18 protein-coding genes, 1 tRNA gene and 1 other RNA gene are annotated in these 21682 nt (G+C 68.1%); 13 read left to right on the top strand and 7 right to left on the bottom strand.

Annotation, left to right across the window (positions count from 1 at the left end; all coding sequences use genetic code 11):
- Positions 1–261: 261 nt before the first annotated feature.
- Positions 262–1386: a fatty acid desaturase family protein gene (locus DWQ67_RS11030; RefSeq protein ID WP_121485657.1), complete on the top strand. Its 1125-nt coding sequence runs from the start codon at positions 262–264 to the stop codon at positions 1384–1386.
- A 171-nt stretch (positions 1387–1557) separates the two neighbouring features.
- On the opposite strand, the gene DWQ67_RS11035 is transcribed toward DWQ67_RS11030, so the two are convergent.
- On the bottom strand, positions 1558–3126 hold the full coding sequence (locus DWQ67_RS11035) for an Ig-like domain-containing protein (RefSeq protein ID WP_147433681.1): 1569 nt from the start codon (positions 3124–3126) through the stop codon (positions 1558–1560).
- A 430-nt stretch (positions 3127–3556) separates the two neighbouring features.
- A tRNA-Ser gene (locus tag DWQ67_RS11040) sits at positions 3557–3641 on the bottom strand.
- A gap of 116 nt (positions 3642–3757) precedes the next feature.
- On the opposite strand from DWQ67_RS11040, the gene ffs reads away from it, so the two are divergent.
- Positions 3758–3854, top strand: an RNA gene (gene ffs, locus DWQ67_RS11045) — signal recognition particle sRNA small type.
- 16 nt (positions 3855–3870) lie between these two features.
- Complete coding sequence (gene gluQRS / locus DWQ67_RS11050; RefSeq protein WP_121485659.1) at positions 3871–4770, top strand: tRNA glutamyl-Q(34) synthetase GluQRS; 900 nt, start codon at positions 3871–3873, stop codon at positions 4768–4770.
- Positions 4771–4793: 23 nt separating this feature from the next.
- Here the strand turns inward: gluQRS and DWQ67_RS11055 are convergent, their stop codons facing one another.
- Complete coding sequence (locus tag DWQ67_RS11055) at positions 4794–5420, bottom strand: CoA transferase subunit B (protein ID WP_121485660.1); 627 nt, start codon at positions 5418–5420, stop codon at positions 4794–4796.
- Positions 5421–5422: 2 nt separating this feature from the next.
- Positions 5423–6214, bottom strand: coding sequence for a CoA transferase subunit A (locus DWQ67_RS11060; RefSeq protein ID WP_121485661.1), 792 nt, complete (start codon positions 6212–6214; stop codon positions 5423–5425).
- A 406-nt stretch (positions 6215–6620) separates the two neighbouring features.
- Between DWQ67_RS11060 and DWQ67_RS11065 the strand changes: the two genes are divergently transcribed.
- Genes DWQ67_RS11065 through recR form a run of 3 tightly spaced genes read left to right on the top strand, consistent with a single transcriptional unit; the run spans position 6621 to position 11811 of the window.
- Positions 6621–7307, top strand: a complete 687-nt coding sequence (locus DWQ67_RS11065) for a TetR/AcrR family transcriptional regulator (RefSeq protein WP_158595444.1) — start codon at positions 6621–6623, stop codon at positions 7305–7307.
- Between the two features lie 50 nt (positions 7308–7357).
- The gene (locus DWQ67_RS11070) at positions 7358–11182 is read left to right on the top strand and encodes a DNA polymerase III subunit gamma and tau (RefSeq protein ID WP_121485663.1); all 3825 of its coding nucleotides are present in this window, start codon (positions 7358–7360) and stop codon (positions 11180–11182) included.
- A 29-nt stretch (positions 11183–11211) separates the two neighbouring features.
- Complete coding sequence (gene recR, locus DWQ67_RS11075) at positions 11212–11811, top strand: recombination mediator RecR (protein WP_121485664.1); 600 nt, start codon at positions 11212–11214, stop codon at positions 11809–11811.
- A 16-nt stretch (positions 11812–11827) separates the two neighbouring features.
- On the opposite strand, the gene DWQ67_RS11080 is transcribed toward recR, so the two are convergent.
- On the bottom strand, positions 11828–12724 hold the full coding sequence (locus DWQ67_RS11080; RefSeq protein ID WP_121485665.1) for a GAP family protein: 897 nt from the start codon (positions 12722–12724) through the stop codon (positions 11828–11830).
- A 109-nt stretch (positions 12725–12833) separates the two neighbouring features.
- On the opposite strand from DWQ67_RS11080, the gene DWQ67_RS11085 reads away from it, so the two are divergent.
- Positions 12834–14159 carry a sensor histidine kinase gene (locus DWQ67_RS11085; protein WP_147433682.1) on the top strand — a complete coding sequence of 442 codons (1326 nt, stop codon included), beginning with the start codon at positions 12834–12836 and terminating at the stop codon, positions 14157–14159.
- Positions 14156–14809, top strand: coding sequence for a response regulator (locus DWQ67_RS11090; RefSeq protein WP_121485667.1), 654 nt, complete (start codon positions 14156–14158; stop codon positions 14807–14809). Before DWQ67_RS11085 ends, DWQ67_RS11090 begins: the two co-directional genes overlap by 4 nt.
- 42 nt (positions 14810–14851) lie before the next feature.
- On the opposite strand, the gene DWQ67_RS11095 is transcribed toward DWQ67_RS11090, so the two are convergent.
- Positions 14852–15757: a polysaccharide deacetylase family protein gene (locus DWQ67_RS11095; RefSeq protein ID WP_147433683.1), complete on the bottom strand. Its 906-nt coding sequence runs from the start codon at positions 15755–15757 to the stop codon at positions 14852–14854.
- Between the two features lie 432 nt (positions 15758–16189).
- Between DWQ67_RS11095 and DWQ67_RS11100 the strand changes: the two genes are divergently transcribed.
- The 3 genes from DWQ67_RS11100 (at position 16190) to DWQ67_RS11110 (ending at position 18628) form a co-directional block, all read left to right on the top strand.
- Positions 16190–16747 carry a dihydrofolate reductase family protein gene (locus DWQ67_RS11100; RefSeq protein ID WP_121485669.1) on the top strand — a complete coding sequence of 186 codons (558 nt, stop codon included), beginning with the start codon at positions 16190–16192 and terminating at the stop codon, positions 16745–16747.
- Between the two features lie 3 nt (positions 16748–16750).
- Positions 16751–17173 (top strand): ASCH domain-containing protein, encoded by a 423-nt coding sequence (locus DWQ67_RS11105; protein ID WP_233556061.1) that lies wholly within the window; start codon positions 16751–16753, stop codon positions 17171–17173.
- 168 nt (positions 17174–17341) lie between these two features.
- On the top strand, positions 17342–18628 hold the full coding sequence (locus DWQ67_RS11110) for an aspartate kinase (RefSeq protein ID WP_121485708.1): 1287 nt from the start codon (positions 17342–17344) through the stop codon (positions 18626–18628).
- A 116-nt stretch (positions 18629–18744) separates the two neighbouring features.
- Here the strand turns inward: DWQ67_RS11110 and DWQ67_RS11115 are convergent, their stop codons facing one another.
- Positions 18745–19044: a hypothetical protein gene (locus DWQ67_RS11115; RefSeq protein ID WP_147433684.1), complete on the bottom strand. Its 300-nt coding sequence runs from the start codon at positions 19042–19044 to the stop codon at positions 18745–18747.
- 205 nt (positions 19045–19249) lie between these two features.
- Between DWQ67_RS11115 and DWQ67_RS11120 the strand changes: the two genes are divergently transcribed.
- Positions 19250–20656 (top strand): aspartate ammonia-lyase, encoded by a 1407-nt coding sequence (locus DWQ67_RS11120; RefSeq protein WP_121485671.1) that lies wholly within the window; start codon positions 19250–19252, stop codon positions 20654–20656.
- Positions 20657–20780: 124 nt separating this feature from the next.
- Positions 20781–21653 (top strand): class I SAM-dependent methyltransferase, encoded by an 873-nt coding sequence (locus tag DWQ67_RS11125; protein ID WP_121485672.1) that lies wholly within the window; start codon positions 20781–20783, stop codon positions 21651–21653.
- The last annotated feature ends 29 nt before the right edge of the window (positions 21654–21682 follow it).

The raw sequence follows: 21682 nt of genomic DNA on the forward strand, positions 1-21682 counted from the left end.
ACAAAAGGCCGTGGTGTAACCTCAAAAGAACCGCAAATCGGCGTGATTGCCAGTGATTGACGGCCACAACGCTCCGCCGAGTATTCACGCTCGGCGTGACCTCCCACCGCTCAGAGCAGCGGCCGGCGCGGAAACCGCCACACGGTTGACGCCTTCACTCCCACCCCCCACGAGCCCTGGCTCTGCTCACCTGTTGCAGGGTGGCCGCTCCGCCTTCACTCGTCACCGAGTGCCCCGTCCTCCAAGGAGAGAAGCGCGATCATGAATCCCCAGCACACCGGCGAGCACCCCCAGCGCCGCGAAACCGCCGCCGTCGCGGCGTCGGGCTCCTTCGTAGACCAGGACTCCTACCCCGTGCACGCGCGCGCCTACTTAGAGGTGTCCCAGGCAGTGAAGGAGCGCGGACTCATGCGCCGCGCTCCCCTGTTCTACTGGGGCGTCGGGGCGGCCCTGCTGCTGGCCTTTGGCGGCTGCATCGCGGCCTTTGTCCTGGTGGGGCAATCCTGGTTCCAGCTGCTGATCGCTGCGGCCCTTGGGCTGCTGTTCACCCAAGCGGCGTTCATTGCCCACGAGGCCGCGCACCGCCAGATTCTCAGCTTTGGCCCGGCCAATGACCGCCTGGCCAAACTTCTGACCGGCTCACTTGGCCTGAGCTACTCCTGGTGGAACTCCAAGCACTCTCGCCACCACGCCAACCCCAACAAGGCCGGCAAGGATCCGGACATTGAGGCAGGCACCATCTCCTTCCTTGAGACGGACGCCGCCAAGACGCGCGGCCTGCACCGCCGGATTGCGGCCCGGCAAGGCTGGCTCTTCTTCCCCCTCCTGACGCTGGAGGGGCTCAACCTTCACGTCCAGAGCTACAAGCACCTGATGAGCCGCGGCCGGGTCAAGGGCCGGTGGATGGAACTGTCCATGATCACCGCCCGCTTCGCGTGCCTACTCATCCCGCTGCTGCTGCTCTTGCCGCTGGGCATGGCGTTCGCCTTCATCGGCGTGCAGCTCGCAGTCTTTGGCGTGTATATGGGCGCGTCCTTTGCCCCGAACCACAAGGGCATGCCGATCATCTCCCCCACGGCCAAGCTGGACTTCTTCTCCAAGCAGGTCCGCACCTCCCGCAACATCAAGGGCGGATGGTGGGCCACCGCCCTCCTGGGCGGGCTGAACTACCAAGTGGAGCACCACCTCTTCCCCAGCATGGCCCGGAATCACCTGGCGCAGACCCAGCAGATTGTGCGCGCCTACTGCCAGGAGCACAACGTTCCCTACACGGAGACCACCCTGGCCGAGTCCTACGCCATCGTGGTCCAGTACCTCAACCGCGTGGGCATTGCTGCCCGAGACCCCTTTGACTGCCCCACCGCGGCGCAGTTTGGGCGCCGCTGAGGGTTCCAGCGATAGCCCCGCGGGAGCAGGGCCAGGGAGCAGGCGGCAGGGGCAGGCGGCAGGCGGCAGGTGGCAGGTGGCAGACACAGTCAAAGGGGTGGCCGCAGATCTTTCGTCTCTTCAGACGTTGATCCGCGGCCACCCCTTTGCTGCTGCCGTGCCGGTGGTTCGTTACTGGTGGCGGCGGCGCTTGCCGAGCAGGAGCGAGCCTGCACCAGCCAGGACCAACAGAGCGGCGATCAACGCCATCACGGTCACGGCCGCACCCGTGTGCGCCAGCGGGGGCTCACTCGGCGTCGTCGACTGTGCGGCGTGGCTCGGCTGCGTCGGCTCGGCCGGCGTCGTGGGCTCCGTGGGAACCGTCGGTTCGGTCGGCTGCGTCGGCTCAGTCGGCGTCGTGGGCTGCGTGGGCTCAGTCGGCGTCGTGGGCTCGGTCGGAACCGTCGGCGGCACTGTGGGCTCCGGGGAGTTCGTGATGTCGCCAAAGGTGACGTTCAGGTGCGTCCCGTCCACCACCACCTTCTTGCCGACCTTGGCCTTGACGTAGCCGGCCGGGGCCTTGGTCTCCGTCAGGGTGTAGGTACCCCAGGCAATGCCGGTGATCTTGAGCTTGCCGACCGCCGGATCCTTGTCATTCTCACCGTTATCCACCACGGGAGCTGCGGTGCCGTCCGGCCCGGTGACGGACCACTCGGAACCCGCCAGCGCCTTGCCGTCCGGGTCCACCTTGTTCCACGTGACGACGCCGACCTTCTGGTCGCCGCCACCCTCGCCGTCGGCAGTCTGGTGCGTATAGGTCGTCTCAACGAAGTCCTTGCCATCGGCCTGGACCCTGTTGGAGAACTTGGTCCCCGCCACCGTGCCGGCCGGGATTGGCGTGGAGTACACCACGCGGTAGAGCTTGTCGGGGTCGGCGCCGTGGATGTTGAGGGTGTAGTTATTGGTACCAAAGTCCACGCTGTACTGACCGCTCGCGGAACCCTTGGACAGCGGCGTCCACGTGCCGGCCTGATACTGCGCCGGGGTGGCCGTCTCCACGCCGAAGCTGGTCTGATCCAGGCTCAGGCGCTGGTCATAGGTATCCACCAACGTGACGGGGTTTCCGCCCGGCGTCACCAGATCCTTGCCCAGAAGCGTGACCTGCCAGGCGATGCTCTTGCCATCCGCGGTCCGCCAGGCTGACTTGAAGCTGTCCTGGGGGATCTTCGGATCGTAGGGGCCAACACCGCCGTCAACGTGGCTCTTGACCTCGTGCTCAGTGCCCTCGTTCCACGTCCAGGTTTCCACGTCCGTCTCCTTCACAGCCTGCGCTGCGAAGCGCAGGGAGCCGGTGACGTTGTCGTGGGTCTCCACGTAGTCGGTGAAGGTGCAGACGATCTTGGTGTCCTGGACCTTGCAGGTACCGACCAAGGCGCCCGCCTTGTCCTTCAGGTCAAAGGAGGCAGGATTGCCCTTGATCACGTCCGGGAACGTGAGCTCAAAGGTGTCCCCCGCCTTGGCGTCCGCGGGTGCTTTCCACTCCGCCTGGATCTTGACGCCCTGGTACAGGTTGATGGGCTTGCCGTCCGGATTGCCGTTGGCATCCGGGTTGACGACCACCTTGGTGATCGCGTCAACGGTTGCGGCGTACGACGCCGCGGGGGCCACTCCCAGCAGAAGGAGGGTCAGCGCGGCGACAGCGGCGGAAAGCTTGCCCCAGCGCTTGGTAGTCCTTGAATGGTGTTCGAGTCTTGCCCTCACGAGGCACTCCGATGCTCGGCGACAGGTGTCGCATAGTTACCTAGGAAAGAGGCCGACGAATCAGCCTTGTGCAGGGTAGGAGTCGGGAGGGGGCGACTTCTGGTGTGGATGTGACGGGGATCACAAAATGGAGGTCATGGGCTGGCTCCCGCTCGCGGTGCGCCGCCGCCGACGCTCACTTCTCCCGTGGACCTCGCTTGACACGGCCGCGTGAAGAGTCCCCCAAAGAACCATGTTCAACCCCCAAGGTGAACTGTTTTTTGCAACACGACTGAACGCCATATAGGCGAAGCGGTGATGTTGCTCCCTGTACTGAAACTGAAGCATATTTCGGAACACCCCCTCCGACTAGGGGGAGTCTCACCAGGCAACACAAGGGCACAAAAAAAGACCCGGCTCCCACGATGATTCGTGGGAGCCGGGTCAAGCGCGGAGGATGGGGGATTTGAACCCCCGAGGGCGTGAACCCAACACGCGTTCCAGGCGTGCGCCATAGGCCGCTAGGCGAATCCTCCTTGGCTTGCCCGCGTGAAGCAGGCTTGAACAGCTTAACCTAAACACCACCGCACCTCCCAATCGGGGCGCCGCACCCTCCGATTCGGCCCCACCCGCGGGAGCCTCTATACTGATTCTTGGCCCCTCACGTGGTGTCATCTCGTCGAACTCCCCCAGGGCAGGAATGCAGCAAGGGTAGATGGGCTCTGGCAGGTGCGTGAGGGGTCTTTAACGTCCTCAGGAGGAATCATGGGTGCCGGCCGCTACGCCCCTAGCCCGTCCGGAGATCTGCATGTTGGCAATCTCCGTACCGCGATGCTGGCCTGGCTCTTTGCCCGCTGCAGCGATCGCGAGCTGATCCTGCGCATGGAGGACCTGGACACCGCACGCACCGTGGCCGGGTCAGAGCAGCGGCAACTGGAGGACCTCCAGGCCCTTGGCCTGACCTTTGACCGCGTCTCCCCGCGCCAGTCCGAGCGCCTCGAGGTCTACACGCAGGCTTTGGACACGCTGCGCCAACGCGGCCTGCTCTACGAATGCTTCTGCACCCGGCGCGACATCTTGGATGCCCCGCGCGCCCCGCACACGCCGCCCGGGGCGTACCCCGGCACCTGCCGCAACCTTTCCGAGCAGGAGCGGGCCACGCGCCGTCGGGCACGCCCTGCCGCCTGGCGCCTGCGCACCGACGGCGGCCAGAACACGGTGCAGGATCGCCTGCTTGGCCCCATCACGAGCGCGATTGACGACGTGGTCGTGGTGCGCAACGACGGGACGCCCGCGTACAACCTGGCCGTGGTGGTGGATGATCACCTCTCCGGCGTGAATCAGGTGGTCCGCGCGGACGACCTGGCATCCTCCTCCCCGCGCCAGGCGCACCTGCGGGGCCTGCTCTACGGCGACGCGGCGCGCGATGAGGTGGAGTACGCGCACGTTCCGTTGGTGATCAACGCGCAGGGCGCACGGCTGGCCAAGCGGGACGGCGCGGTGACGCTGCGTTCCCTGCTCGACGCCGGGTACTCGGCTGAGCGGGTGCGGCACCTGCTCCTTGGCTCGCTTGGGCTGCCGGCCGATTCGCTCGAAAGCGCGCTGGGTGCCTTTGACGCCGACGCGCTCCCGAGCGAACCGTGGGTGTTCACTCCGCCCAGCTGAGCCGGCGCGCGGCGCCACACGCTCTACAGCAGCCGGGCGCCCGTGGCGGCGCGCACCGCTTCCTCGGTGACCCCCGGGGCGCACTCGATCAGCCGCAGCCCCTCCTCTGTCACATCGATCACGGCCAGGTCAGTGATGATCCGGTCCACCACACCGCGCCCGGTCAGCGGCAGCGAACACTCCTGAACCACCTTGGCGGTGCCGTCCTTGGCCACGTGCTCCATCAGCACGATCACCCGCCGGGCGCCGTGCACCAGGTCCATGGCACCGCCGGGGCCCTTGACCATCTTTCCCGGGATCATCCAATTGGCCAGGTCCCCGGCCGCGGAGACCTGCATGGCACCCAGGATCGCGGCGTCGATCTTGCCGGCGCGGATCATGCCAAAGCTCATGGCGGAGTCAAAGAAACTGGCGCCCGGGAGCACCGTGACCGTCTCCTTGCCCGCGTTGATCAGGTCCGGATCCACCTGATCCTCCGTGGGGTACGGCCCCACACCCAAGATCCCATTCTCAGATTGCAGCACCACGGTGCGGCCCTCCGGCAGGTAGTTGGGCACCAGCGTGGGCAGCCCAATCCCCAGGTTCACGTACTCGCTGTCCTGCAATTCCTGCGCCGCGCGTGCGGCCATCTGCTCGCGTGTCAGTGCCATGTTCAGGCCTCGCTTCCGGCTGCGGGCGCCGGCTGGCGCACCGTTCGCTTCTCAATGCGCTTCTCGATCTGCCCCACCTCCACCACGCGGTGCACGTACACCCCGGGGAGATGGACGGCGTCCGGGTTGATGCGCCCCGGCTCCACGAGCTTCTCCACCTGGGCGATGCAGACCTTGCCTGCCATCGCGGCCACAGGGGAAAACTGCCGGGCCGCCTCGTGGAACACCAGGTTGCCGTGGGTGTCCCCGATCGCGGCGTGGATCAGCGCGTAGTCCGCAACGATCGCCTCCTCCAGGACGTACTCCCCCGCCTCCCCGCCGGGTGAAAAGGTGCGCACCTCCTTAGGCTCGCTGGCCTGCACCACATTCCCCGCGGCGTCGTACCGCTGAGGCAGCCCGCCCTCCGCGACCTGCGTGCCCGTGCCGGTGCGGGTGTAGAAGGCGGCGACGCCGGAACCGCCGGCACGCAGCTTCTCCGCGAGGGTCCCCTGCGGCATGAGTTCCAGCTCCAATTCCCCAGAGAGATACTGGCGCGCAAACTCCTTGTTTTCGCCGACGTAAGAGGCATGGACCTTGGCGATGCGGCCGGCGGAGAGCAGCACGCCAAGCCCCCAACCATCCACGCCGCAGTTGTTGGAGGTGATCTCCAGGTCTTTGGTTCCCTGCGCCAGAACCGCCTCAATCAGCTGAATCGGATTTCCGGAGAGGCCAAAGCCGCCCACAGCCAGTGAGGCGCCATCTGGGATGTCCGCCACCGCCTGGGCCGCGCTCGCCACCGTTTTGTCCATTGCCATGAGGCGTTCCTCCTTGGGTCCTGTGCTCCCGATGCGCTGGGACGGGCTCGGGGCGTGCACCCCGGGTTCTCGGTGGCGCACATCACACACTCTTGCCGCCCGCGCCGCCGATGTCACGTCCGGGGCGGTTTTGGGTGGGGCCGCGGCCGAGTTGGCGCCTCTCACGGCCCTGCTTGCGGCGCGGCTTGCGGCGCGGCGCCCCCTTGGCTGGCGCCCGCGCGGGTGAGTAGCACGCAAGCGGTTGCGGATGCAAAAAATTGTTATGAAAGCCCCTTCCCACTGCCTGAACTGAACGGTACAGTTCACAAATGAGCAGAAGGTTCCCGGGCAGGCAACATTTGGGAGAGCCCGGGGGTCTTCGCAAGCTCAAGTTATCGCCGGATAGGGTGCGCACCCTCTGATGGCGATGGAGTCACGCCCCGAAGCACAGCGCCCGTCCCCCAGCCCTGAGGGCGGGGATCGCTCGGAGGCAACGCGCGCACGGATCCTGACCATGGCCACCGAGGTGTTCCTGGAACACGGGGGCTCCGTCAGCATGGACCGGATGGCCGCGGAAATTGATGTTTCCAAGGTGACCATCTACAAACACTTCGGCTCCAAACTGGCGCTCCTCTTTGCGTGCATTGAACACAGGCTGGACATCAGCGTCGAGTTCTTCAACTCACTCGGCGGCTCCGGATTGGCCGCGTACCCGACTCTGCGCGTCGCCTTCGAGTCCATGACCTACCAGTGGATCGAAGCGCTGGCGCAGCCCGGCTACCTGTCGCTGCGCACCATGGTGTACTCGGAGGCGCTGCGCTCCCCAGAGATTGCGCAGCTCTGGGCAGAACGCGGGCCAAGCACCGCCAATCGGCTGGCGGAACGGCTGCTGAAGGGCCTGGTCAAGGCCGGACTGCTCAAGATCGATGACATGGAACTGGCCGTGATCGAGATCAGCACGGTCATGCTTGGCCCCGACCTGTTGCGCGCCCAGCTGGGCAGGCCGCCCACGCCGGAGCTCACTCAACGCCTGGTGAAACACGCGGTGGAGATGTACCTGACGGCGTATGCCACGGTCCCCATGGACGCCCCGCTTCACACGCCTCACGACTGATCATCCACAGCCCCTCAGCGAGGTGTCGGCCGAGTCGGTAGGCTGGTCTGGTGACTACCGCCCTGTACCGCCGCTACCGCCCCGACACCTTTGAAGAGGTCATCGGGCAGGACCACGTCACGGTTCCGCTGCGCACGGCGCTGAAGAAGAACCGCGTGAACCACGCGTACCTCTTCTCCGGTCCCCGCGGCTGCGGCAAGACCACCTCCGCACGCATCCTGGCCAGGTGCCTGAACTGCGAGCAGGGCCCCACCCCCACCCCCTGCGGCGTGTGTGACTCCTGCGTTGACTTGGCCACCGGGGGCGCCGGTTCGCTGGATGTCATCGAGATTGACGCGGCCAGCCACGGCGGCGTGGATGACGCCCGCGACCTGCGGGAGCGCGCCACCTTTGCCCCGGCCAGGGACCGGTTCAAGATCTTCATCATTGACGAGGCCCACATGGTCACGTCCGCCGGATTTAACGCGCTGCTCAAGATCGTGGAAGAGCCGCCGGAGCACATCAAGTTCATCTTCGCCACGACCGAGCCTGAGAAGGTCATCGGCACCATCCGCTCACGCACCCACCACTACCCGTTCCGGCTCATCCCGCCGGAGCCCATGATGGCGTACGTGCAGCACCTGTCTGACGAGGAGCACATCGCCGTGGCTCCGGGCGTGCTGCCCCTGGTGGTGCGCGCCGGCGGCGGTTCCGGCCGCGACACCCTGTCCGTTCTTGATCAGCTCATGGCCGGCGCCAGCCAAGAGGGTATTTCTTACGATTTGGCGGTGTCCCTGCTGGGATACACGCACGCGGAGCTGCTGGATGATGTGGTGGACGCGCTGGCGGCTCAGGACGCGGCCACCGTCTTTGGCGCCGTGGATCGCGTGATCCAGTCGGGTCTGGATCCGCGCCGCTTTGTTGAGGATTTGCTGGAGCGCTTCCGCGACCTGATCGTGGTGCGCGCCATTCCTGAGAACGCCGCGCAGGTGTTGCACGGTGTGCCGCAGGACCAGCTGGAGCGCATGTCAGCGCAGGCCGTCGTTCTTGGCCCCTCGGAGCTTTCGCGCTGGGGAGACGTCACCAATACGGCCCTGTCAGAGATGACCGGCGCCACGAGCCCCCGCCTGCACCTTGAGCTGTTGTGCGCGCGCCTCATGCTGCCCTCCGCGGATCACGAGGAGCGCGGCGTGGCCGCGCGCGTGGACCGCCTGGAGCGCCATCTCAGCTTTGGAGGCGCCCCGGTGGAGGCCGGTACGCCTGCCACGTCGACGCGCGAGGGTGCAGCGGGCCCGGTTCAGGGCGCGGGGACGGGGGCACCTGCCAGTGCCCCGCCCGACGCCGTGGGGTCCGGTTGGGGCGGCCCCTCCGGTGCCGCCGCGGCACGGCAGGCGCTGCGCTCCGCCCAAGGCACGGGTCAGGGCACGGATCTGGGCACCGGCCAAGGCACGGATCAGCGCACGGGTCAGGGCACCGGCCAAGCCGGCGGCCACGCTGACGGCGAGGCTCCCGGGGCTCAGCCCCCAGAGGCTGCCTCGCAGGCTCCGGCGGCTCCGTCCCCGGTTGCACCCCAGAACGCGGACCCAGCGGTGGCTCCGGCTCCGACACCGGCACCGGCGGCACCCGCTCCGGCCAGCCCGGCAGCAGCAGCTCCGGCACCCGCACCCGCACCCGCACCCGCACCGAACCAGGAGCGCACCGCTCCCGTGCCGGAGCGTGCCGCCGCGCCCGTACCCAAGGGCGCGGACGCCGTCGAGCAGGTTGCCCCTGCACCCGAGTCGCCCCAGCGCGCCTCCACGCAGCCCGCCACCGAGCATCCCGCCACCGAGCAGCCCAACGCGCCGGAGTCGAACGACGAGCCGGTCGCGGCGGTGTCAGACTTTGTGCCCTCCGCCGAGGAACTCTCGGAGTTGCAGGACGACGAGGGCGAGTTTGAGCCGGTCGACTACGACGACGGTGCGCCGTTTGTCGCAGACCCGGCCGTGGCCGCCGCCGCTGCAGCGCCGGCCCCTGCGGCTCCTGCCCCCTCCGCGACGGAGCCCGTGTCCGGCACCGATTCTGCCGAGGCCAAGCCAGGCTCTGACGAAGAGGCCGAGCCTCCGCGCAAGCCGATTCCGCCGGTCAACCCGGACGTGGCGCAGAAGCTGGAGGATGCGGTGTTGCCCTCCGGCAGCGAGCCCGCCCCCGCCATGAACGCCGCCATGGCGCAATACCTTGGCCTGCAGCCGCAGCAGGGCGGGACCGTTCAGCAACCAGCCGCGCCAGTCGCGCCGTCGACGCCGGCCCCGGCGCCCGCGCCCGCGCCGACACGACCTCAGGCGTCCACCCCCGAACCGCAGTCAGCGGCCCGGGAAGGCCAGCACCCGGCCTCGGCGTCCGCGCCGACACAACCTCAGGCGTCCGCCTCCGGATCCGGGCAGAACCCCTCGCAGGGTTCCGCGGCGGAGCCCGATTCCGCGCAGCTGCCGCATCCACAGGGCGGGCAAGGATCGGTGGAGATGTTCCGCCGGGCCTGGCCGCAGATCATGGACCACCTCAAGGACTCGCGCAGATTCGTGTGGTCCATGGTCAACCCGAACGTCTCCATCGCCGGCTTCGATGGCCGGACCCTGGTCCTTGCCTTTGCCAACCAGGGGCCCATGTTGGCCTTCCGGCAGCGACCGGAGGCCGTGGATCTGGTGCGCGCCAGCATCCGCGAGGTGCTGGGCGTTGACCCCGCGATTGACGTGACCTCGGGAGGTTCCGGTCCCTCGGGTGATGGCGGCCCAAAAGCTGACGGCCGGCCCACGCCGGCCGTAGCCGAACAGCCCGCGCCCGCCGGGGCGTCTGCGCCAGCCAAGGAGTCCGCGCCCGCTGAAGTGGCAGCGCGCCCCGTGGAGGAACCTGCCGCGCCGGCCGTGCCCACGAAACCGGCCTCCGGCACTGATGTCCACGCGGCCACGGCCGATGCGCCCGAGCCGCAGGCGGAACCGAAGCCACAGGCGGAGCCGAAGCAACAGGCGGTAGCACCCAGCCCCGCCGCGACCCCGGTTGTGCCAAAGCCCGCCGCGCCGAAGCCCGCGGTAGCGGCGACCCCGGCTGCGCCGAAGCCCGCTGCGCCGAAGCCAGTTGCACCTTCGCCCACCGCCTCTGCACCGGCACCGGCGCCAGTTCCGGCTCCGACGCCGGCGCCGGCATCTTCTGCGAGCGGACGGGTGATCGACCCGAGCCTGATCATCGACCGCGAGGAACCGTGGGATGACTGGGCGGACGGCCCCGCGCCCGAGGACGAGGCATGGGCTGCACCGCCGCGCCGTGGCGGGCAGCAGGCCTCCAACGACTCCGTGCCGTCCACGCCCGAACCCGCGGCAGCGCCTCAGCCTGCGGCACCTCAGCCGGCCACTTCACAGCCGGAACCTTCACAGCCGACGGCACCCGCACCCGCGGCACCGGCGCCCGCGGCACCGGCGCCCGCGGCACCCCGGCCCAACACGGCGCCGTCGAGCACAGCGCCGTCCGGCGTCGGCACCGAAGCCCCCGCCGCCCCGGTACCCGGCCGCGGCGGCTGGGACCAGGCGCCCACGGCGGGCTGGGGCGCGGCCCCGGAGGAAGTGGAGGCCCCGGCCCCGGCTCGGCCCAGCCGCTCGGGCCCGCGCAGCAAGTACCAGCAGCTCATGGACCAAGCCAAGAGCGCGGGCCCCGCCGACGCCTGGGGTTCAGCGCCCAGCGCGAACACGGGAGCCGAACGTCAGGGCCCACCCGTAGACTTGAACCCGGACGAGTTTGTTCCCAGCGATGATGATGAGGAGCTGGAGAACTCGACCACGTTCGGCCGTGCGGCGTTGGAGCGAATGCTCGACGCCAAACTGATCGAGGAACTGGATCACCACGGCCATCCCCTGCCGCAACGCAGGTGAATTTCCCTGTCATGAGAGAGCGGTGAGCGGTGTACGAGGGTGCGGTTCAGGACCTCATTGACGAGCTGGGACGCTTGCCGGGCATTGGCCCCAAGTCCGCTCAGCGCATCGCCTTCCACATCCTGGAGGCGGACAAGGACGATATGCAGCGCCTTGCGGAGTCCATCCAGACGGTGAAGGACAAGGTGCACTTCTGCGAGGTCTGCTTCAACGTGACCGAGCAAGATCGCTGCGCCATCTGCCGCGATGATCGCCGCGACGAGACCGTGCTGTGCGTCGTGGAGGAATCCAAGGACGTCATGGTCATTGAGCGCACGCGCAGCTTCCGCGGCAAGTACCACGTGCTGGGCGGCTCCATTAATCCCATGGCCGGCATCGGCCCGGAACAGCTGCACATCCGCGAGCTGCTCACGCGCCTCTCCGATGACCGGCTGCAAGAGGTCATCATCGCCACCGACCCCAACCTGGAGGGTGAGGCCACGGCGACCTACCTGGCCCGCACCCTCAAGACCCTGGGCATTCAGGTCACGCGCCTGGCCTCCGGCCTACCGGTCGGCGGGGACCTTGAATACGCAGACGAGGTCACGCTCGGCCGGGCCTTTGAGGGTCGACGCAGCTTGATTGGCTAAGTGCCCCGCGTCCCGTTCAGCGCTGGAAGATGTTCTCAAAGAACTCGCCGACCCCTACGCCGCCCGGTCCGGACGAGGCCCACCGCACCGCCAGAATGCCCACAATCGCGGCCACCCACTTGGCGGACTCGCTCATGTACTCCCCCAGTTTGGTGCCGATGCGGCCAAACCAGGAGTCGGCCCGGCTACCCAACAGCATCCGTGTGCCAAACAACACCAGCGCCGGCAGCATCATCACCACGCAATAGCCCGCCAAGGTCAGCACCTGCGTAGCCAACGGCATCCCCGAGGCCACCAGAATGCCAGAGGCGGCCAGGTACGGAAGCATGGTGGGGACCTCTAGCAGCCCCGCCACCAGCGCCAACCCCACCAGTGCCGCCGGGGTGCGCAGCGCGGCGTCGATCCGGCTGCCCCACCCACCCTGGACCGCGGCCAGACGCGCGGCCGCGTCGTCTGGCGCATCCCCAGCCTGGGCGCCAGCGGCAGCGCCAGCGGCAACGCCCACGACTCCGGGGCCGCTGACGGATCCGACCCGGCTGGCTTCCTTGGCGCGGAGGGCCGCGGACTTCTTCTCCGCGGCCTTCGCCCGGTCCGCTTTGCTCCACGGCCCGGAGAATCCGTAGGCAATCAGCGCGATGCCCACGGCGAGCGCCGCCCAGCGAAAGCCGCCGGACTGCACCAGGGCCCGCACCCACTCCCCATAGCGCTCCACCACCACATGCCCGCCGGTCAGCAACGCCACCCCCAGCGCAAAGTAGAAGCCCCCAAGGACGGCCAGATACAGGCCCACCTTGCGAGCCAACCCCGCCGTTCCACGCCGCAAAAGCAGCCACAACGGGATCACGAGGGTGCCAAGGCTGGTGCTGTCGATCAGGGCAAGAATGACGAGCTGGAGGCCGGTTTCCGGGTTCATGTCTCCAGCCTGTCCGGCGCGAGCACGCGGGCGTCAGACCGGAAGGACTGGCACCGTCTCATCCCTTAGTACCGATCCGCCGCCGGCCCGGTCGGGTTCAATGGTCACTATGGACGCCTCACCCGCTCAGCCGGCACCGTCGGCATGGGGCACACCCGCCCCGCGTGCCTCGGTGACTGCCTCCGCGCCTGCCGCCGTGCCTGCCCCCGCGCCCTGGTGGTCCACCACCCGCGGAGACCTTTTCCTGGCGGGCACGGATGCGCTGCTGGTGGCCTCCACCGCGCTCACCGGTGTTGGCGTGCTGTCCTGGGGCCAGGCCCATTCGCCCTGGCTGCCCATGGCGCTGGCGCTTCCGGGCCTGCTCGGCGTGAGCCTTCGACACCGGCATCTGACCTGGGCGGTGGCACTCATCGGCGCCTCGACGGTGGCCACGGCGGTGCTGGGGCACTCCGTGGCGGCCTTTGTGTTGCTCTTCGAGTTCTTTTTCACCCTGACGCTGCTGGGCTCCGAGCGCGTTCGCGCCGCCACTCGAGTCCTGGCCTGCGCACTGACGGCGGCCTTCGTCGTGGGGACCGTCGCCTCTGGGGGCGGGCTGGGCCAGGCACTGACGGCCGCGCTCGGAGGCGCCCTTTGCCTGGGACTGCCGGTCGCCTGGGCGTCCGACCTTCGAGTCTCCGACCGGCTCCGCGCAGTGGAAGCCAGGCGCGCCGATGAGGCGGCCTCCTCCGCCGCGGCCCATACCGAGCTGGCCCTGGTCAGGGAGCGCACCCGCATGGCCGGAGAGCTCCACGATTCCGTCTCCGGCCACTTGAGTGCCATTGCTCTGCAGTCTCAGGCCGCCCTGAACGCCTCTGACCCGGCGGTGCGGGACGCGGTGCTTGGCCAGATCCGTAGCGCCTCGGTGGAAGCCCTTGCCCACATGCGCTCCCTGATCGATGTGCTGCACGCGGGCGGGCAGCAGGCCGAGCCGCTTGGCACGCTGGCGGACCTCCCCGCCCTTGCTGAGCGGGCCAGGGCCGCGGGCCATCAGGTCACCCTGCGCGTGAGTGAGCCGCTTCCGGGGCTCAGCCGCGCGGCGGAGGCCGCTGCCTTCCGTGCCGCCAGCGAGGGCGTCACCAACGCGCTCAAACACGCGCCCCGCCGCGCCGTCGAGCTGGTGGTTGGCCCTGTTCCCGGCGGCCTTGAGTTGCGCGTCGCCAACCGGGGCGCGCCGGGCGGCGGTCCCGGTGTGGGGGCCCCTGGCCATCAGCACCCCCTGCCCGACGACGCGGGGTCGGGTGCCGCCGCCACCCCGCCTGGGGGCGGGAATGGGTTGGGGCTGCGCCAGCTGGCGGCGCGGCTGGATTCCGTCGGCGGCACGCTGCGTGCCGGTCCGGAAGCGGAGGGCTGGGTGCTCTCCGCCCGGGTGCCCACCCTGGAGGAGGAGGCAACGTGACCACAGTGCTGCTCGTGGATGATCATTCCGCCGTGCGCGCGGGGCTTCGACTGTTGCTGGAGGCCACGGGAATCGTCGTGGTGGGCGAGGCGGCGGAGGGGACCACCGGCGTCTCCATGGCCCGCACCCTGCGCCCCGACGTGGTGCTCATGGACGTGAGGATGCCGGGCATGGATGGGATCGAGGCCACCCGCCGAATCGTGGAGGAATCCCTCTCCAAGGTCCTGATCGTCACCACCTTTGAACTGGACGAGTACGTCCAAGGCGCCGTCCGCGCGGGTGCCGCCGGCTACGTGCTCAAGTCCGCGGAGGCTGAGGTGCTTGCCGGGGCCATCGCCCAGGTGGCTGCGGGCCGCGGATTCATTGACCCCGGTGTGGTTCCGACGCTGTTGCGGCAGGCCGCGGCGAGCGGGGCGACAGGCGGCGCGACAGGCGGGGCGGCGAGCACCTGGCCACCCCTGGGCCTGACCGAACGCGAGCTTGACGTCCTGCGCGCGCTGGGAGCGGGCCTGGGCAACCGGGACATCGCCAAGCACCTTGGCCTCGCCGAGACCACCGTCAAGACGCACGTCTCCAACGCCCTGGCCAAGCTGGGGCTGCGCTCGCGCGTGCAGGCCGCCCTCTGGTGGAGCGAAAACGCCCCGGGCTAGGTGAAGCTAGACATAGCTAGTGTCGCCCGCGCTGACACCGGACTACGGGCGCTTGCCCCAGCCGTAACCCACACCGTCCTTGGGGTGCGAGCCAATGAGCTCAGAGATCGTCACCAGGTGAATGCCCTTGGCCTGCAGATTCTTGACGATCTGCGGCACCGCCGCGGCGCTCTGCGGGTGGATGTCATGCATCAGGACAATGTCGCCGGCCTTGGCCTGGGAGGCCGCCTTGATGGTGGCCTGTTTGTTGCGCGTCTTCCAATCCAGGGTGTCCACTCCCCAGTACGCCAGCGGGCGGTGCAGCGTGTTCTTCTGCGCCTTGGTCAGGGCGCCCTCCGGCGGGCGCACGAACCGCGGCGTGACGCCGGTCAGGGACTTCACTTCCTGGTCCACGCGGGAGAATTCGCGCCGCACCTGGGCCATGCTCAGACCCTCCAGATTGGGGTGGTCCCAGGAGTGGTTGCCCAGCTCCATGCCGGCCTTGACCTGCGCCTTCACCAGGCCGGGGTGCGCCTTCACCTGCGTGCCCACCAGAAAGAAGGTGGCGCGTGCGCCGGCCGACTCCAGCGTGTTCAGCACCTGCTGGGTGTACGGGCCGGGCCCGTCGTCGAAGGTGAGGGCCACGCACTTGACCTTGGCGCAGTTCACGCTGCCCGCTGGCAGCGGCTGGCCGGGCTTGGTGCTCGGCGACTGCTTGCCTGAGCCCTCCGTCTGCGACGGGGAGGACTTGCCGGACGGGGCCGGCTTGTTGGACGCTCCTGGCTTGCTCGACGTCGATGGCGAACCGGAGGCGGAGCCGTCAGGTGTCGCGTCGGTGCCAGTCCCGGACGGCGTGCCGCTACCGGAGGTCGGGCCCTCGGTCGGCGCCTTACTGGGAACCGTGGAGGCAGATCCCGTGCCGGTCGGCGCCGGCACATCGCTTGGCTGGCTGCTGGCACTCGGCGACACGGCACGGGGCTGCGCAGTGAGCGCCCTGCTCCCAGCATCAGAGGGCGCACAACCTGCCAGCATCACCCCCGTGAGGGTGAGTGCTGCACAGGAAAGGAGGGCTCGGCGCTGGCTGTAAGTCACGCCTTCACGTTATGGACCAAAGCATCGCGGCACGCCGACGTATGGGGTCCCGCCACAGCTTCGTATCCCAACTTTGAGGTCGCGGAGAGGAAACCTCAACACTTCCGACAGGTGCCACACACGAGCGCCTCAGACTCGGCCCAACAGGCCCTCTCCCCTGCGACTTTCCCGGCCCCCTCGCTCCCACCACACGGGGCGCCTACGCTAGGACCCTCCGACCCAGCGCTGAGGGCGCAAGCCCACACAGCGCCGTCGGGCGCTCTGCCTCTGCTTTGCCCCAGGATTCACTTTTGCTCGAAAGGCACCCTCATGAGCCGCAAAATCACCGCCGGCCTCTTCATGTCCGTGGACGGCGTCGCGGAGGCACCGGACACCTTCCAGCATGATTCCTTTGACGCGGAACTTGGCGCCGGGCTGGGCGCGTTTGTGGGGTCCACAACCGATGCGGTGCTGGGCCGTGTGGGCTACACAGCATGGTCAAGCTACTGGCCGGGCAAGGACGAGCCGGATGACTTTGGTGCGTTCATCAACCCGATCCGCAAGCACGTGGCCTCCACGACCCTGTCCGGGCCGCTGGAATGGAACAACTCCACCCTGATTCAGGGGGACCTGGCCACCTACCTGCGCGAGCTCAAGAACAACGGAGAACAAGGCAACATCGCGGTCGTGGGCGGGATCAACATTGTGCGCAGCGTGTTCTTTGCCGGGCTGTTGGATGAACTCCAGCTCATGATCCACCCGGTCATCGCCGGCACGGGACGGCACCTGTTCCAGGACCAAGACCCACAGACCCGGCTGACGCTGGTGGACTCCACCATCACGTCCAAGGGCAACGCCCTGCTGACCTACTCCCGCCGCGAGGGCTGATCCATGACCATGACTGAGGCGGAGCTGGCGACGCTCCCGGTGTCAGAGTTTGCCTTCCCCGGACCGCTGCGAGACCAGCTGGTCGCCGCCATCCTTGACGGTTCCAAGACCACCACCGCGAGCCTGTTTGAGCAGTACCAGGTGCCTGGCGAGGAGCTGCCGCAGGCCGCCCGGCTGGAGGCGGTGATTGACTCCGAGGGTCGCCGCGTGGCCGCCATCGAGACCACACAGGTGCTGGTGGTGCCGCTGGGCCAGGTCCCGCTGGAACACGCCATCGCCGAGGGCGAAGGCTACACATCGGTGGCCGAGTGGAGGGCGGGGCATGAGCGCTTCTGGACCTCCGCCGAGCTGGCCACCGAACTGGGCCACACGCCGCAGCTCAGCGACTCCACGATGGTGGTGCTAGAGACGTTCCGGGTGGTGTAGCCGGGGCGCACCGGGCCTGAAGGCCAAGTGCCCGCGCGTCCACCCAGCGTCACAGACCAGGGAACTCTCCGCGGCCCGTCCTAAACTCAAGGGCGGCGGGATGCGCAGAGTTCCTTCTGTGTGCTGTTCATCCCGGCCATTCCTCAAACCCAGCGGAGTAGCGAGTCCATGAGCCTCATTGTCCAGAAGTTTGGCGGGTCATCGGTGTCCAACGCCGAGGGCATCAACCGCGTGGCCACACGCGTGCTGGAGACCAAACGGGCCGGCGATGACGTGGTGGTGGTGGTCTCCGCCATGGGAGACACCACGGATGACCTGCTAGACCTTGCCTCCCAGGTGACGCCGGAGGCGCCCGCCCGCGAGATGGACATGCTCCTCTCCTCCGGCGAGCGCATCTCCATGGCGCTGCTGGCCATGGCCATTGACGCGCAGGGTGGCACCGCGGTTTCCTTTACCGGCTCCCAGGCCGGCATGATCACCGACGCGCTGCACGGCCGCGCGCGCATCGTTGAGGTCTCCCCGTCCCGTGTTCGCCGCGCCATTGACCGCGGCATGATCGCGATCGTGGCCGGCTTCCAGGGCATGTCCAAGGACTCCAACAACATCACCACCATGGGCCGCGGCGGCTCCGACACCACAGCGGTGGCCCTCGCCGCCGCCCTCAACGCCGATGTGTGCGAGATCTACACGGACGTGGACGGCATCTACTCCGCCGACCCGCGCGTGGTCCCCTCCGCACACAAACTGGATCGCGTCTCCTCAGAGGAGATGCTGGAACTGGCCGCGTCCGGGGCCAAGATTTTGCACCTGCGTTGTGTGGAGTACGCCCGCCGCTTTGGCGTGCCCCTGCACGTGCGCAGCTCCTTTAGCCATCACGAGGGGACCTGGATCATTCCTAGCCCCGACGACAAGATCCATCTCCAGGAAGGTGAACCCTTGGAACAGCCCATCGTCGCCGGGGTCGCGCATGACCTCTCCGAGGCCAAGGTCACCGTGGTCGGTGTCCCCGATATCCCGGGCAAGGCCGCAGAGATCTTTGGGGTCATCGCCGGCGCCAACGCCAACATCGACATGATTGTGCAAAACGTCTCCACGGCCGGATCCGGCCAGACGGACATCTCCTTCACGGTCCCCATCGTGGAGGGCAAGGACGCCCTGGCCGCGCTGCGTGCCGCGCAGGGCTCCATCGGCTTCGCCGACATTGAGTACGACGAGCAGATCGGCAAGCTCTCCCTGGTGGGCGCCGGCATGCGCTCCAACCCCGGCGTCTCCCACACCTTCTTTGAGGCGCTGCACCAGGCGGGCATCAACGTGGACATGATCTCCACCTCGGAGATCCGGATCTCCATCGTCACGCACGCTGATCGCCTGGCCACGGCCGTTGAAGCGGTGCACAAGGCCTTTGGGCTGGACACCGAAGAGCAGGCCACCGTGTACGGCGGCACCGGGCGGTAGCTCCGGGCACGTTGGTCAGGCCGGGCGCTGAAGCGCTCGACGTCGTTGCCTCACCCCCGGCGGGCGGGTGCAGGTGAGCGGCGGGTGCAGGTGCGCGGCGCCGCGCCGCACCACCTCTAGCGGCGCTTGCCCCGCGTCGCGTCATGCTCTGCGGCCTTTTGGCGCACCGTCATCATGCGAGATCCAACCGCCACGGCCCAGACCAGCACGGCCACGCCGATGATGGCCCAGAAACCCCACTCCGTCTTCCATTCCAGCAGCACGGCGGCGATGAGCGCCATGGCCCAGCCGATCATCACGAAGAGGCGCAGCATGTTGCCGTGAGCCCAGCCGGCCGTGGTGATGCGCGGGATCAGGATGACCACAAACGCCATCGCGATCAGCAACAGTCCAACCATCGCCATGATGAGGTCCACCAAAGCAGGCTCCTAAAGAAAAGGGGTCCGGGCAGACACCCGGTCGCCACATCCTCCCACGCGCGCCCAAGCCAAGCGAGCGGCGTCGGGCTAGGCTTGAGCTGGCGTGCCGGAGACCCCGGCGTCGCTCGCGCCACAGACGACGCACCGCCCCTCCGTGAACACGCGGGCGGCTCCCTTTCCACGACATCTCGAGGAGAAGTCGATGACCGCACCCGCCACTGAGGGCACCCGTATCGAGACCGACAGCCTGGGCAGCCGCGAGGTTCCCTCCGATGTGCTGTGGGGCATTAGCACCCTGCGCGCGGTGGAGAACTTCCCCATCACGGGCCGTCAGATCGGCGGGATCCGCCACCTGGTCTGGGCCCTTGGCGCCGTGAAGCTCGCCGCTGCCCGCGCCAATAATCAGCTGGGCCTGCTGGATGACGCCCGCGCGCAGGCCATCGAGGCCGCCGCGATTGAGGTCATGGACGGCCGCTGGGATGAGCACTTTGTGGTGGACCGCGTGCAGGGCGGCGCCGGCACCTCCACGAACATGAACGCCAACGAGGTCATTGCGCACCGGGCGGATCAGATCCTGGCAGACCCGGCGCTGCGCGTGGATCCCATCGATCACGTGAACCGCTGCCAGAGCACCAATGACGTGTACCCGTCCGCGCTCAAGCTGGCCCTGTTCCGTTCCATGGAGCCGCTGATCACCGCACATGTGTCGCTGCAGAAGGCGTTCCAGGAGAAGGCGCGGGAGTTCGCGACCATCACCAAGATTGGCCGCACGCAGCTCCAGGACGCGGTGCCCATGACGCTTGGCCAGGAGTTTGGCGCGTTCGCGGACACCCTCGCGGAGGACTCCATCCTGTTGGAGACCATGTCCCCGAATCTGCTGGAGCTGAACCTGGGTGCCACGGCGATCGGCACCGGAATCACCGCCCCGCGCGAGTACCGCCCGGCCGTCCTTGAGGCCCTCGCGGAGATCACCAACATCCACATCATCGGCGCCCCCAACCTCATCGAGGCCACGAGCGATACCGGCGTGTTTGTGCTGATTTCCGGCGGTCTCAAGCGCGCCGCCGTGAAGCTCTCCAAGATCTGCAACGACCTGCGCTTGCTCTCCTCCGGCCCCCAGGCGGGCTTCTGCGAGATCAACCTTCCCGCGGTCCAGGCCGGTTCCTCCATCATGCCGGGCAAGGTCAATCCGGTGATCCCTGAGGTGGTGAATCAGGTGGCGTTCCGCATTGTTGGCGCGGACAACACCGTGGCCTTCGCGGTGGAGGCGGGTCAGCTGCAGCTCAATGCCTTTGAGCCGGTCATGGCGGACGTCCTCTTTGACGCGGTGGAGTCCCTGACCAACGCCTGCGCCACCCTGGAGACCAAGTGCGTGGTGGGCATTACCGCCAATGAGGACGTGCTGGCCCGCCGCGTGGCCGAGTCCGTTTCCGTGGTCACCGCGCTCTCCCCGCTGCTGGGTTACGCCAAGTCCGCTGAGCTGATGCACCGCGCGTTGTTGGAGAAGCGTTCGCTGCTGGAGCTCGCGATCGAGGACGGCGTCCTGGATGCCGAGACCATCAAGCGCGCGTTGGCGGACGCCACGGGCCACACGGTGGCCGGCGAGTAGTTCCAGGCAAGCACTGAGGTGCCCGACGCCGTGTGGCGGGGTTTTTCGCGAAACCCTGCCACGCGGCGTCGGGCACTTTTTTTGAACCCTGGCGCGCCCGCCCCCGCCGGGGCACGATGGGGTGATGACCGAGGAATTTCGTTACGAGAACGTCAGCCACGCGGATGCCTTTGCCGCCAACTTGGCGAACTGGGAGGATCGCGTGCCGATTCACCTGGAGCAATATGGGCTGGAGGCCTTTGACGATCCGCAGCATCGCTCCACCGTGGTGACCCAGGATGTGCCCGTCTTGGAGCGCTTTGCCGGGCCGCTGCGTGGGCAGTCGCTGGTGCATCTGCAGTGCCACATCGGCTCCGACACCGTCTCCCTTGCGCGGTCGGGCGCGCGCGTGACCGGCGTGGATTTCTCCGCCTCCGCGCTGGAGGCGGCGCGCGGGCTGGCCCACCGCACCGGGGCGGACGCGACGTTCGTTGAGTCAAACGTGTATGGCGCAGCTGAGGCGGTGAAGGCCGCCGGGGTGGGGCCGGCGGACGTGGTGTATACCTCCATCGGGACCATCGGCTGGCTGCCGGATCTCTTTGCCTGGGCCCGGGAAATCTTTGCCCTGCTGCGCCCGGGTGGGACGTTCATGATTCGCGATGGCCACCCGTTTGCGCTGGTCTTTGACCCGGACGCCCCGGAGCCGCTCACCCCGCGCTTCCACTACTTTGCCGGGAGTCAGGCGGAGCGCTGGCAGGATTCCACCACCTATGTTGGCGATGGCAGCCAGGTGGTTGAACACGCCACTACCTACTCGTGGCCGCACCCCGTCTCGGAGATCCTGCAGGCCATCCTGGCCGCCGGGCTCAAGCTGGAGCACTTTGACGAGGGCAAGGAGCTTCCCTGGGAGCTGATCCCCACCATGAGCAAGCTGCCCAATGGGGACTACGTGCTGCCCCAGGCCTACGCGCAGTCCGTGCCGCTGACGTTCACGCTGGTGGCGCACCGCCCGGCGTGATCCGGCCTGAGCCGGGCGGGCGCCCGCCC

It is taken from the genome of Galactobacter caseinivorans (genome assembly GCF_003640665.1).
Classification (GTDB): domain Bacteria; phylum Actinomycetota; class Actinomycetes; order Actinomycetales; family Micrococcaceae; genus Galactobacter; species Galactobacter caseinivorans.